This is a genomic window from Natrinema caseinilyticum (assembly GCF_024227435.1).
In the GTDB taxonomy this organism is placed as follows: domain Archaea; phylum Halobacteriota; class Halobacteria; order Halobacteriales; family Natrialbaceae; genus Natrinema; species Natrinema caseinilyticum.
Window position 1 is genome coordinate 251,071 of sequence record NZ_CP100446.1, and the last position, 12,267, is coordinate 263,337.

At 57.6% G+C, this 12,267-nt stretch carries 12 protein-coding genes; 10 read left to right on the plus strand and 2 right to left on the minus strand.

What is annotated here, in order from left to right:
• Positions 1–115: 115 nt before the first annotated feature.
• Complete coding sequence (locus NJT13_RS20520; protein ID WP_254526003.1) at positions 116–1,345, plus strand: RNA-guided endonuclease InsQ/TnpB family protein; 1,230 nt, start codon at positions 116–118, stop codon at positions 1,343–1,345.
• An 11-nt stretch (positions 1,346–1,356) separates the two neighbouring features.
• Here the strand turns inward: NJT13_RS20520 and NJT13_RS20525 are convergent, their stop codons facing one another.
• Positions 1,357–2,280, minus strand: a complete 924-nt coding sequence (locus tag NJT13_RS20525) for an ArsR family transcriptional regulator (RefSeq protein ID WP_254526004.1) — start codon at positions 2,278–2,280, stop codon at positions 1,357–1,359.
• A gap of 745 nt (positions 2,281–3,025) precedes the next feature.
• Between NJT13_RS20525 and NJT13_RS20530 the strand changes: the two genes are divergently transcribed.
• Together NJT13_RS20530 and NJT13_RS23590 are read left to right on the plus strand one after the other, a co-directional pair.
• Positions 3,026–3,922, plus strand: coding sequence for an OB-fold nucleic acid binding domain-containing protein (locus NJT13_RS20530; protein ID WP_254526005.1), 897 nt, complete (start codon positions 3,026–3,028; stop codon positions 3,920–3,922).
• 215 nt (positions 3,923–4,137) lie between these two features.
• Complete coding sequence (locus NJT13_RS23590; RefSeq protein WP_425499832.1) at positions 4,138–4,533, plus strand: homing endonuclease associated repeat-containing protein; 396 nt, start codon at positions 4,138–4,140, stop codon at positions 4,531–4,533.
• Between the two features lie 209 nt (positions 4,534–4,742).
• Here the strand turns inward: NJT13_RS23590 and NJT13_RS20535 are convergent, their stop codons facing one another.
• Positions 4,743–6,071, minus strand: a complete 1,329-nt coding sequence (locus tag NJT13_RS20535; RefSeq protein WP_254526006.1) for an IS4 family transposase — start codon at positions 6,069–6,071, stop codon at positions 4,743–4,745.
• Between the two features lie 591 nt (positions 6,072–6,662).
• On the opposite strand from NJT13_RS20535, the gene NJT13_RS20540 reads away from it, so the two are divergent.
• From NJT13_RS20540 to NJT13_RS20565, 7 genes are all read left to right on the plus strand, one after another.
• Entirely contained in the window at positions 6,663–7,922 is a 1,260-nt protein-coding gene (locus NJT13_RS20540) for a phage NrS-1 polymerase family protein (RefSeq protein ID WP_254526007.1), read from the plus strand.
• A gap of 78 nt (positions 7,923–8,000) precedes the next feature.
• Positions 8,001–8,420, plus strand: a complete 420-nt coding sequence (locus tag NJT13_RS23705; RefSeq protein WP_484549624.1) for a DUF8030 family protein — start codon at positions 8,001–8,003, stop codon at positions 8,418–8,420.
• A 59-nt stretch (positions 8,421–8,479) separates the two neighbouring features.
• Positions 8,480–9,202 (plus strand): DUF7437 domain-containing protein, encoded by a 723-nt coding sequence (locus NJT13_RS20545; RefSeq protein WP_425499833.1) that lies wholly within the window; start codon positions 8,480–8,482, stop codon positions 9,200–9,202.
• 9 nt (positions 9,203–9,211) lie between these two features.
• The gene (locus NJT13_RS20550; protein WP_254526009.1) at positions 9,212–9,742 is read left to right on the plus strand and encodes a PIN domain-containing protein; all 531 of its coding nucleotides are present in this window, start codon (positions 9,212–9,214) and stop codon (positions 9,740–9,742) included.
• A gap of 307 nt (positions 9,743–10,049) precedes the next feature.
• Positions 10,050–10,973: a transcription initiation factor IIB gene (locus NJT13_RS20555; protein WP_254526010.1), complete on the plus strand. Its 924-nt coding sequence runs from the start codon at positions 10,050–10,052 to the stop codon at positions 10,971–10,973.
• A gap of 123 nt (positions 10,974–11,096) precedes the next feature.
• Positions 11,097–12,032 (plus strand): ArdC-like ssDNA-binding domain-containing protein, encoded by a 936-nt coding sequence (locus NJT13_RS20560; RefSeq protein ID WP_254526011.1) that lies wholly within the window; start codon positions 11,097–11,099, stop codon positions 12,030–12,032.
• Positions 12,025–12,249: a HalOD1 output domain-containing protein gene (locus NJT13_RS20565; protein WP_254526012.1), complete on the plus strand. Its 225-nt coding sequence runs from the start codon at positions 12,025–12,027 to the stop codon at positions 12,247–12,249. The genes NJT13_RS20560 and NJT13_RS20565 overlap by 8 nt, the downstream gene beginning before the upstream one ends.
• The last annotated feature ends 18 nt before the right edge of the window (positions 12,250–12,267 follow it).

Here is a 12,267-nt window from a genome sequence, read left to right on the forward strand (position 1 = left end):
GCGCCTTTAGGCGCAGGAGGAAACTGACACTTGTGAACGATACGCTCTACGATAGCAGGCTGATTCCCGTATCCCTTATTAATGTTTAAGTACATAGTATGTATTGTGATGTTGTATGGAGGTCCGTCGTACTGTTCCCGTCAAACTTGACGTCGACGAGCGCGACGCGGACCTTCTTCACGAGACGATCCGACAGTTCCTTGACGCTGCGAACTACGTCGTCGACGTAGCGTACGACGGCGAGTGGGTCGAGACTCGCAAGAGCGTACTCCACGAAGAGACGTACAGCGACGTCCGTGACCGAACGGAGCTGCACAGCAACCACGTGCAGTCTGCACGCGACCGTGCTGTTGATGCCCTCAAGAGCACTCTGGCGAAGTGGAAGCAAGGGGACTCGGCGTCCTTGCCGACGTTCAGGACGCCGTTCTGCGAGTACAACCACCGCAACGCCACGTTCTACGATGACCACGCGACGCTCTCGACTGTTGATGGGCGCGTCACCGTCGGATACCAACTTCCCGACGAAAGCCATGACACGCCCCACTCGCAGTATCTCACGAACGAGGACTACGAGACGACTGGTGCTACCCTTCACTACCGGGAGGGTTCGTTCTTCCTCCACGTTCGAACAAAGGCGGACGTGGACGTCCCCGACCGACCCGAGAACGGAACGGTTCTCGGAGTTGACCTTGGGGTCGAGAGCATCGCCGTCACGTCGACGGGGACGTTCTGGAGCGCGGACGAACTCAACCACTGGCATCGCGAGTACGAGAAGCGACGCGGGTCGCTCCAGGAATGTGGTTCGCGGTGGGCACACGAGAACGTACAGTCGGTGGGTCGAACGGAAACTGGGCGGTTCGAGCAACTCCTGCATCGTGTTGCGAACGAGATCATCGAGGAGGCCCTCGAGCATGGTTGTTCGTCCATCGCGTTCGAGGACCTGACAAATATCCGGCAGCGCATGGGTGTGCTCAAGAAGCTTCACGCGTGGGCGTTCCGACGGCTCTACGACTATGTCGCGTACAAGGGAGAAGCACATGGACTTACCGTCAAGCAGGTGAATCCACAGTACACGAGTCAGCGGTGTTCGACGTGCGGGTTCACGCACGAACAGAACCGAGCGTCGCAGGAATCGTTCTGTTGTCAGGACTGCGGGTACGAGAACCACGCGGACTACAACGCAGCGAAGAACATCGGACTGAAACTCCTTCGCAACCAGACTGGGGGCGAGGGAGGCGCACCCGTAGGCGTGCGCTTGAACAGCGGGATGATGAACACGAACGGGGTAGTTCCCGTACCAGATTCGGTTCGAGTGGGAGTCCATGCTGAACGCCACGGCCTTTAGGCCGTGGTAGCTTACAGCGTCACCTCGTACTCTTCAGCCAGTTCCTGGAAGTCCTCCCACTCGGGGAGTTGCGACGTCCGCTGGTCACCGCTGGTGTCAAGATACGTGCAGAGTTCGTCAACGACGTCTTCGACGCCGTATTTGACGGCTTGAGTTCGGAGTTCGTCGCGGTCGATGTCGACGTGACTGAGCAGGAGCAGACAGTAAGACTGAGCCCGTGCGCCCGAATCGATTACGAGCATGTGGCAGCACAACATCTCTGGGGAGAGATCGCCCGCCGTCTCCGAATAGAGGTAGTGTCTGCGGTCACGTGCCAACAGCGGGAGGTCGTATCGCTGAAACTGATCTGGTCCTGTCGGCATGAAGTGTTCGTCGGTGATCTCAGTCATCGTCTGGACAAGGAACTCGTCGAGGGATTCCCACAGAAGCGTGTAGGTGTCGGTCTGTTCTTCGATGGTCTGGCGGTGGGCGTGATGGGCAAGCTCACGAGCGAATGCACTCAGCTGCTCGAAGTCGTCATTCAGTGCGTACGCACCGTCGTCGGTTTGGTAGACGATCCCGCGATGTTGAAGCGGGGCAAGCGCACGGTGGACGGTGCTTCTGTGGACGTCGGCGTGGCGTGCGAGATCGGTCACGGTTTGTGGGGTATCAAGGTAGTAGCAGACACGGAGGGCTGCTCCTGACAACAGCTCCGGCCAGTCGATGTGTGAATACTGCTGGGTGAGGTCCGTGAGTAACTCGAGGGCCTTTGCGTCCGACAGTCGAATCTGCTTTGTTTTCCCCTGTCGGCGTGTCTCGACGAGGCCAGCCGTTTCGAGCCGTTCGACGAGTTCTGAGGTGTAGCTGAGACTCCGATCGAGATTCGTTGCAAGGTCAGAGACCGTCTGCTCACCGTGGAGGGCAGTAAGGGCGCGAACCTCGCCTTCTGTGAGCATACTGTTGCATACTATCGAACCCATATATAAATGACTTCGGTATTTTGCAACACACGACGGACGCTATCGAGACGGGAACGTGCAGGGTGAAAGCCCTCGGCCGCTCGGCATCCCGCGACCCACGCTGCGCTCCTCGTGCCTGCGGTGCTTGTGGGGTCGGGGGACGACCGAGACGACCTCGCCCTTTCTAGTCCACCAGGATAGCGGCTGTGTCACTGAGCGTCGAGCCCGGTTGAACAGGTTCTATGTTACGGCACGCCCCGCTCGCCGCTTCCGCCCTCCGCGTCGCTCGCGACCGACCATTCCGGGCGTGCGGGCGCTCTCCGCACCGCGAGCGCCCGTTCCGGGCTAAAATGAATCTGGTCTCGACGCCAGCGGGTATCCCCGTCGGTTGCGCCCCTCGCGGGCTTTCGCGTTCCAGCGCTTTGTGCCGCCTGCGCTGTCGCGCGCCACACAGCGGCGCGCGTTCTCGACGACAGTCGCCCTGGACACGGTCCCCCGCATCGGGCCGGACACGAACGGGCATATCCCGCTGGACGCTTGCTCCGGGCGGGTCGGCGCGCGGTGCTGGTTGGGTGACCTTCCTTTGGCGCTCTCGCTCGCGCCCCAGGGGGCGCTCACGAAGGCGCGAGCGAGAGCGCGCAGATGGTTGAGTTGGTCGTTGTGGACAGCCACGGCTGGAGAGTCGTGGTGTCGGAAGAAGACGCCGAGTGAGCGCCTTCGATGGTACCTTGGAGAGATACCAATGTCAAGTAAGAACGTCTTCGGTAATGAGGTTTCGGTCGATGAACAGGCATTCGAAAAAGCGGACGAAGCGGCGGTCGATGAAGAGGGCTTCGAGATCGTCGATGAGACGCCGGAGTTCCAGGCGACGGTGCAGATGGAGGTGCAGGCAAAGGTCGATGCGAACCACCCGGACGGGATGGTCGACACCAGTGATGAGCGGATATACGGTGCGACCCTCGAACAGGAAGAGCGCATTCGGGCTCGGGAGGCTGAACTGGAGCGCATCAGTGCCAAGGCGGAGATGGGGACGCAAGAAGGTCGGGAGAAGCGGACACGAGACATCGCAGCGAAGCGGAGCGCTGAGCGGCGTGCAGAGTTCCAAAAGCGGGCGGCGAGCGTGGATCCGTGGGCGGACCCAGAGCGGGACGACCCTCGTGCAGAACTCAGGCAGGAGCAGTTGGCGGCGGTGAACAAACAGTCGATGCGGCTGGCGGAGAAGCTGGATGGCTGGTCGCGAGCAGCGATTGGTCGGCGGCTGGGTGAAGCCGTAGTCAGTGGGAAAGACCTGACGAGTTCAGTCGTCGGGATGTTCAAGGAGTTGCAGACGGCGCCGGGACAGGTAGTTCCCATTGGGATGCTCGAAGACGTCAATCGCAAAGAGGTGAGCATCGAAGGTACTGTGACGCAGTTGTGGGAACCTTCCAGTCCGAGCATCGCTCAAGTTGGGCTCATCGAGGACGAGAGCGGTCGTACAAAACTGACGAGCTGGAAGGCATCGGATGCTCCGTGGATCGAAGAGGGCGAGCGCGTGCGGATTCACGGGGCGGCGAAGAACTGGTATAACGGGCGCGTCTCGGTAGCCGTCACTGGCTGGTCGACCCTGCACTTCCCTGAGCGCGGTCGGTGGTGGGAATAGCCAGTCGTCGCACCCTTCTTTTTTGCTACGTGCCGAACCGACCCGGACCCCACCTCCCCACCCTCCGCTCCGTGCTCGCTTCGCTGCGCGCGCAGCCACGACCTTGTTACTCAGGTCAAGAAGTCGCGGAGGCGAGTTTCGAAAGACCGACCAGAGAGAGTTTTTCTGCGCCGGAAGCGGTGCGGCGCTGACTTTCGTCAGCGTCCTGATCTTCGATGGAATCAGAGAAGCGAATATATACCTGTGAACTCTGTGGAGCCGAGTTCGAAACACCAGGAGCAAAGGGCGGTCACAAACGAGCGCATCAGCTCAAGATCAGCCGGGAAGAGTTACTGACGGAACTCCGGCGACTGGCGAGCGTCTCGGGACGCTCACCGACAACGAAGATGATGGATAAACGAGGTGCGTATTCTGCAGCTTGTGTGAAGCAACGGTTCGGTACCTGGGCCGATGCACTACGGGCGATCGGCCTACCACCGAACAACAGATACGACATCCCACCAACGGAAGTCAAAGAGGACATCCGAACAATCGCAACAAAACTTGGACGTCCACCGACATCGCCAGAGTACCGTGAACAAGGGGATTTCTCTGTTAGCCATCCGTTCTAGCTTAGCAACAGACTGAGACGGTGATCACGTCGAAATTGCGTCGAGTCTGACCGCGATCATACCGAGATAGCTGCTGTTTCAGCAAACCAGCCGGTTCTTGGTCATGTCTCCCGTCTAAGGTGGCGCACTCGCAGTCGTGAGTGCGCCGCCGTTCCAGAGCAGTCGCTGATCAGTCCGGGCGATCCAGCCCGTTTCGTCAGGCGAGTTCTCTACCAGGACTCGCCTGACTCTACCTGTTCACGTAACCTCGGACGGTGTGGATTTGAATCTCGTGACGACCACAGCAACAACGAATCGAGATCCGGTAGCTCATACCCCAGATCCAGCATCAGGTACAACTGGATCAGATGCGCGTGCCGTTCGACAGCGTGTGAACATCGTCGTCGAGGAAGCCGCGTCGACGACGCCGAGGCGTCGTCGGCGCAGTCTCGCTGGTTTGCGTCCAGCTTTTGGAGTTCGTCGACGATAACCCGGCTCATCAGCAACGAGAGTGCTGCCATGATGATCAGCGCCTCGATTATGTAAGCGTCGGTTGTGTTGATCTCGTCCAAACCAAACCGTGATTTGAGTTCTTTGAACAGCAGTTCGATCTCCCAGCGCGCCCGATAGAGCTGTGCGATATCGGGCGCGCGGTAGTCGTCTCTGTCGAGATTCGTCAGGTACAGATGAGACTCGCCGCTGTCATCGTTGCGAACGCCGACTAATCGGAAGGTTCGGGTCGCGCTGGCGCCCGACCCTCGTTTGCGGTCGAACGAGAGCGTGATTTGTACGTCGATTTCCTGTCGCTGCAGATCGTCGAGGACGGCCTGCAGCGACTGGCCTTCTAGCGGAATGCTGTTCCCGCGCCACGTACGGAGTTCTTCGACGATCTCGAAGTCTGCGTTTTCTTTGACGCGAGAGACAAACCATCCGTCATTTTCGTCAATGCGGTCGAACAGCCAGAAATCGTAGTAGCCGAGATCGAACAGAATGAGGGCGCCAGCTACCCACTCGCCGGTGGGTAGCTGGCTCCGTTCATGGGTGCTCGCGTCGGTTGTCTGGAATCGTGTCGGAAGCCCCGTTGAGAGCGATTCGGTGAGATGGAGTTTCGCCCCAGCTCGGTCGTCATCGAGTGCGTAGACATCTTTGGCATCTTGATAAAGCGAGATGATCGTAGCGTCAACGATGAGGACGTCTCGAAATCGTTCGAGACGTCCGGTAAGCTCGGTTTGGCCCGTGTCGAGATTCTCGATGGCGTCATCGAGAATCTCTCGAAGGAGTGCAACGAACCCCGGTTTGAACCAGCCGTGAAACGTCGCATACGAGAGTTCGTCACAGTCAGCCATCTCGACGTAGCGTTCGAGAAACGCCTGAATGGATCGATCAGATCCGGCAGCGAAGCCGAGTGAAAGCGTGTAAAATAGGGCGACGACGTCGAGTTTCCGCTCTCGCTGGATGAGATTCGTTGCGCGAGCACGCTCGCGCAACTCATCGGATGGAAACGCTGTTTGAATTCGGTTCACAATTACCGAGTCCGGTGGGTTGTACACACTCTCCACCGGATTCTCACATTCCTAGTTACTGACGGTTCTAGCTTGGGGTCTCTGGATACCTCGATCTGCTAAACTAGAACGGATGCGGGACAACCAAGGGCTGGTTCACCCGGAAGCTGCGGAACGTCGTCGACCTCGAGACCGACCGGTCCAGAGTGGACGGTGACCGCGTACAGTTCTACGTCGGACTCACCCTGACAGAAGAGGGGCAGACACTCCTCGAGCAATGATACTTGACAGAACTATGATGTACTGTGATAGAGGTTCTACGGGTATCCTTGCTCGAGGGCATCGAGTCCCCCATTCTCTCCGATATAGCTCCTTATACATCCAGAATCCCGTATCTGTATCATCTGTCCACGCAGACTGGACATCCATGGGAGCTCCATGGACAGAGCTGCCCACGCAGAATCGCATGACGGGAGTGTTGTCCACACAAAATAACCCGCCAAAACCAACTAGTATACACTGGGTTCCATCCGCAGAACGATGCGGGGACAGGGAGACCGGGTCGCCTATTGATTATCGGCAGTTGTCTCGAGATTATGACATAGTTTGTTTGAAGGACTCAATGAGTGGACCTCGGAGAGATCAACGATGAGTTCTGACACCTCAATCGACACAGCAGCGTTGCCAGCTAGCTTGCGAGAACACGAGCAGTGGGTATGCTGGCGAGAGGAAGAGCGCGATGGCAAACCAACGAAGATACCGGTGACGCCAGGAACAGGAGCATTCGCCTCGGCAACTGATCCGGATACGTGGGACAGCTTTGAGACAGCGATTGGATACACCGAGACGAAGAACGCTGATGGCGTTGGTTTTGTCTTTACTGACGATGACCCCATCGTTGGCGTAGATCTCGATGATTGCCGTGATTCCGAGACTGGAGAGGTCGACGATGCAGCAGTGGATATCATCGAACGACTCGACTCCTATACGGAAATTTCGCCATCCGGAACCGGCTACCACGTACTCATTACGGGAGAACTTCCGGACGGTCGGAACCGGCGTGGAAGCATCGAACTGTACGACACCGCACGCTTTTTCACCGTCACTGGCTACCATGTCGAAGAAACCCCCACCCACGTCGCGCGTCGTCAGGACGCGCTCGTGGCGATCCACCGCGAGTACGTCCAGGACACCGATAGCGATGTGAAGTCGCAGTCCGGGCAACAGGGCGCTGGCAATGACCAGTCAGCAACGAACGGTGCAGTCGACGTTGACCTCGAGGACGAGGAACTGCTCGAGAAGGCCCGAAACGCGTCGAACGGGTCAAAGTTCGAGCGGCTCTGGAACGGAAACATGGCTGGATACGAGAGCCAGTCAGAAGCCGATATGGCACTGTGCTGTCTGCTGGCGTTCTGGACTGGCGGCGACCACACACGAGTAGATCAACTCTTCCGCCAGTCAGGATTGCTCCGGGAGAAATGGGACGAGGTCCACTACGCCGATGGGTCGACGTACGGGGAGAAGACCATCGAACGAGCGATTGCGAACACCTCCGAGTTCTACGATTCGGACGCTCGAGACGACTCGAGTGAAGCGAGTTCCAGACAGAGCGAGTCGTCGACCGCCGGCAGTCGTGACGAACCAGCGCAGAATCATGCGTATCTGGTCGAGAAGAATCGACTGTTGACCGACCGGGTCGACGAACTCGAGGTAACACTCGAGGAGAAAGACGACCGTATCGACGAACTTGAGGCGACCAATGAAGCGCTTCGAGAGCAACTCAGTGACTGTCAGGTGGCACTCGAGCGTCGTGATCAGTCTTCGAACCCCAAGATGGATGAGGCAAGTGCTGATGACAGTGACTTGATCTGGGGTCGTGCACGGCGGTTCGTCGGGGATGACAACTGAGACCCGTTCAAAAGCACTCTGACGGGTTTATCGACTCCCCAGAGGGGCGAGGGAGTACCATCATTCTCCCTGTGAACCATGAGTTCTCAGAAATCACAACCAGTTAGTACTGATTCTGAACCGCTTCAAAACCGTACAATTGGGGAATCCTGCGACGTTCCTCAACTCTCTGTTCCGAATGATCGAAGCACTACGTCGATAATCTCGTTCGTCGAATGGGTGCTCGTTGAACTCACGCATGGAAATATCGGCGCTGAGTACCGTTCGTCACATCTCTGGGGTCAAAAACGAACACAGTATACTGTAGCGGATTCCAAAGGAGAGTTCTTCTTGAAGCGACATCACAATGCTCGACTCGGCTGGCACACTGAGACACTCCGCCGAGAGGAACTCCGAACGGAACTCGTAAGCCGATTATCAAGATCGCGTCCAGAGACATCCGATCCGACTCGAGATGTGGCGTGTCGGTGTGACCACTTCGTTCTCAAGCCAATCTAGCAATTCCGCCAGAAATAGTCTCCCAGCAGTAGAGAAGAGTCGGCGCTAGTCTGAAGTACATGGACTTCGAACAAACGGATATGACCGATATGGATCGCATTCGTCCCGACGGTGGAATTGACGTGTTAGATCCCCCACCGACAGACATCATGGATGAAGAGACGCTCGACCCAGCAGCGCTTGCCCAGAACGCGCCGAAGCTCGAGACGGTCGTGCAGCTGCTCAACCAGCCAGCGCTCGCCCGTGTGTACGTCTACGTCTGCTATTGGGGGCCCGTTTCGCCACCGGAGATTATGGACGGTCTCGAGCTATCGAAATCGACGACCTATGAGTACGTCGATCAGCTCGTTGACCTCGGTCTCGTCGATCGAGATGACTCGACACGTCCCCAGCAGCTGACGGCCGATCCGATCATCATCGTCGAACAGTACGTCCCCATCGTCATCACGCCGACGGTCCTGCACGCACTTGCACTCCAAGAAATTGACGAGGATGTCGAGTATTTCATGGACCGCTACGGTGCTGGCAAACTCGTCGCTGCGCTGCGAGGTGCAGGGCTGCACTTTGCTGGGAAGACGACCCAACGAATGGTCGCGACCGATATTGACGTTCGCGAGACCGAAGCGATGATGATCATCTACGCGCTCGAGACAGCGCTAACTGTTGGCCGAACGCATGATCCGTTCTTCGAGCATCTATTTCCGGACGTCCATGATCAGATGGATCTTCCTTCCCTTGATGAGGTAGACGGTGCTCCGACAGAGTCGGATTCCCCCGAATGAGGTCGTTGAATGAGCCGAGGTAATTCACTCTCTTCCGAACAGGACGTCTTCGTTGATGCAAACATCTTCTTTGCCATCGGACATCCATCAAATCCGAGATACGCACGGTTTCGGAGTGCTGTTCGGAACGCTGATGTCGTGTGCAAACTCCCCCAGCGCGTTATTGGAGAGCTTGGCGGGTCAGAGACGGATCGTGTGCGGACGGCTCTTGATGAAGGATGGGCCGAAATCATCGATGCACCCTCTCCGACAGATGGTGATGCGGTCGCAGCAAGCGATATCGCCACGAGAACGATCGCGAACGAAACCGGCAAGCCCGAACACGAGGTCGAAAAGACGGATGCGATTCTAGCAGGGCTAGCTATCCAGTACGTCAGGGATCGTTCGACAGAGGGCGTGGTCGTACTGACCGATGATAAGCCAGCTCGGAAAGGGATCGAAAACGCGGTCACTGCACAGGGCTATACTGATGTGATCTCCGTCTACGGATTGACAGACATCATTGGAGATGATTCTGGTGACTCGATGCGGTTAATCTGAGTAAAGTGACTAGAGACGTCTCTACTTTGGATTTGAACCGAATAGGGTCACTCGCTGCGTGGATCTGCTCGGTGCTGGTTGCTGTCTGTGAGTAAGCGTACCGCTGGGGTTTGATGTCTCGAGAAACGCCGGTCAGAAACCGGCGTTAGAGGCCCCATCCCTCTCGTGGTGTGTTCATTGGGGGAAGCTGCCTGAAATTTGGCACCGATACCACGGACCCTTCTACTGGGCTCTGGAATCAACTAGTGGTGTTTATCGCCCCAGTAGCGGTGAAGGGGCTGATCAGTTGTCCTCTTCGGAGTTATCGATGGCAACGAGAGACATCTATACAACTGCGTTCGACGAAGACGTCCAGACGACTACAACTACCTGTCCCGACTGTGGCGGCAGCATTCGAACGACTGACCGCGAGACGGTCTGTGAGGACTGTGGACGTATCCTCGAGGGCACTAAACTAGACCGAGGGCCAGACTGGAGTCGACATGACGAGCAGGGATCCAAGAGAGGGACCGGCGCCCCGCTGACACCGACACGCCATGATCGAGGTCTTTCCACCGAGATTGGATACAAGCAAGACGGACGTGGAAACACCCTCTCGAGCACGAAGCGCCGACAATTGAACCGGCTGCGTCGCGAACAATCCCGTGCCCAGTGGCAGTCGAAAGCCGAACGGAACCTCGCCTATGGACTCGGTGAAGTTCGGCGGATCGTCGCGAGTCTTGGTCTCGCACAGAGTATTCGGGACCAGGCGTGTTCGCTATTTCGAACGGCCCAGTCCGAACAGCTCTGTCGTGGACGATCGCTCGAGGCGGTGGCTGCAGCCAGTGTCTACGCAACCACTCGGTGTAACGGACTCGGACGATCACGGGCAGAAGTCGCGGCCTGTGCGCGCTGTGATCAGCAGAAACACACTAACGCCTACACCGTGATGAATGTCGAACTCGAGTTGCCGACACAGCCGATTACAGCAACGGATCGGATTCCGAGACTTGCGACGGAACTCGAGGTTCCAGATCAGGTTCGTCGACGAGCACTCGAGCTCGCACAGAAGGCACGCGAATGCGGAATGACGATCGGCTGCCGGCCGAGTGGCGTCGCAGCGGGCTGTCTCTATCTCGCGGCCCAGCGAGTCGGCTTCTGTCTCTCGCAACAACGGATCGCCGATATCGCAGGCACATCGCCGAACACGCTCCGCAGTCGGCGAGACGAGTTACTCGAGATCGATTCCTGACCCCGTTCGTCGTAACCCAGATGACACTCGTAACGGAGCCGCTCGAGCGCTCCTTGAGTGTGTTTTTCTTCCCCCAAAGGGGTGAGGGGCGTTCTCCGAACTGAGCGTCCGTCGTCACAAACGATGACTACGAGCGACTGTTCAAAGGTGTCCTTCGACGACTCGGACACCAGACGTGAGGAGATGCACAGTACGATGGAAGGCTGGGTTGACGACCTCATCGAGGACGTCGATGACGCGGTCTCGAGTGAGCAATTCCAGGAATGGCTCGATGTTCAGAGCTGCTTCCATGACTACTCGCACCGAAACACGCTGTTGATCAAACTCCAGTGTCCGCAGGCAACGCGCGTTGCCGGCTATCGAACATGGCAAAACGAGTTCGACCGGCACGTGAAGGAAGGAGAGACAGCGATCTGGATCTGGGCACCCATCATTGCAAAGCAGTGCCCTGACTGTGAGAACTCGCTGTCGTACCACGAATGCAGTGACTGTGAGTACAACGAGACACCACCGGACAGTTGGGAGAAAGGACTCGTGGGCTTTCGGCCAGCGCCTGTCTTCGATATCTCACAAACTGATGGCGAGCCACTGCCCGACCTCGAGACGGAAGCGAGAGGTGACGCTGACGAGTTAGTTCCTGCACTCCTCGAGGCAGCAGACACACTCGAGGTAGACGTAGAGGTCGTGCCACCCCAGGACTGGTCGCATGGGAACGCCAAGGGCGTCTGTGAGTACCGCCCGCCGGAACGGCCACGCGTCGCCGTCCAAGATCGTGAGAACGACGCTGATCTTGCCGTCACGCTCGTTCACGAGTACGCGCATGCGCTGTTACACAGTGGCGTCGACGATGAGGCTGAGCGATCGAAACGCGAACTCGAGGCCGAAGCGGTCGGCTACATCGTTGGACGGTACTTCGAGTTGGATACCAGTGGGTCAGCGTTTTACCTCGCCGCGTGGCACGGTGACGAGCCCGAAACGGTCCTCGACCGACTTGAGCGAATCAGTTCGACCGCCCAGGAGATCATCGACATCGTCAGTGAGGAGGTCGACGATGAGTGATCGACCGCTTCTGCTCGAGATCCTCAATGCACTCGAGGAACAGGGCCTCGATCGAGACGAGTACCAACTGCAGCGGGTGATCGACGTCGAAGCCCTCGAGCGACTCATAGACTCGACGGGCCCACAAACTGATACTGATCTCGAGATTCGATTCTCGGTTGGTGAATTCCGTATACTGGTCACAAGATCCGATGTGATTATCTCCAGAATATCGTAGAGTGAGGATGCATCATCT

Excerpts from the sequence above, each read along its gene's own strand:
- NJT13_RS20520 (WP_254526003.1), top strand. The coding sequence starts at position 116 with ATGGAGGTCCGTCGTACTGTTCCCGTCAAACTTGACGTCGACGAGCGC.
- NJT13_RS20525 (WP_254526004.1), bottom strand. The coding sequence starts at position 2,280 with ATGCTCACAGAAGGCGAGGTTCGCGCCCTTACTGCCCTCCACGGTGAG.
- NJT13_RS20530 (WP_254526005.1), top strand. The coding sequence starts at position 3,026 with ATGTCAAGTAAGAACGTCTTCGGTAATGAGGTTTCGGTCGATGAACAG.
- NJT13_RS23590 (WP_425499832.1), top strand. The coding sequence starts at position 4,138 with ATGGAATCAGAGAAGCGAATATATACCTGTGAACTCTGTGGAGCCGAG.
- NJT13_RS20540 (WP_254526007.1), top strand. The coding sequence starts at position 6,663 with ATGAGTTCTGACACCTCAATCGACACAGCAGCGTTGCCAGCTAGCTTG.
- NJT13_RS23705 (WP_484549624.1), top strand. The coding sequence starts at position 8,001 with ATGAGTTCTCAGAAATCACAACCAGTTAGTACTGATTCTGAACCGCTT.
- NJT13_RS20545 (WP_425499833.1), top strand. The coding sequence starts at position 8,480 with ATGGACTTCGAACAAACGGATATGACCGATATGGATCGCATTCGTCCC.
- NJT13_RS20550 (WP_254526009.1), top strand. The coding sequence starts at position 9,212 with ATGAGCCGAGGTAATTCACTCTCTTCCGAACAGGACGTCTTCGTTGAT.
- NJT13_RS20555 (WP_254526010.1), top strand. The coding sequence starts at position 10,050 with ATGGCAACGAGAGACATCTATACAACTGCGTTCGACGAAGACGTCCAG.
- NJT13_RS20560 (WP_254526011.1), top strand. The coding sequence starts at position 11,097 with ATGACTACGAGCGACTGTTCAAAGGTGTCCTTCGACGACTCGGACACC.
- NJT13_RS20565 (WP_254526012.1), top strand. The coding sequence starts at position 12,025 with ATGAGTGATCGACCGCTTCTGCTCGAGATCCTCAATGCACTCGAGGAA.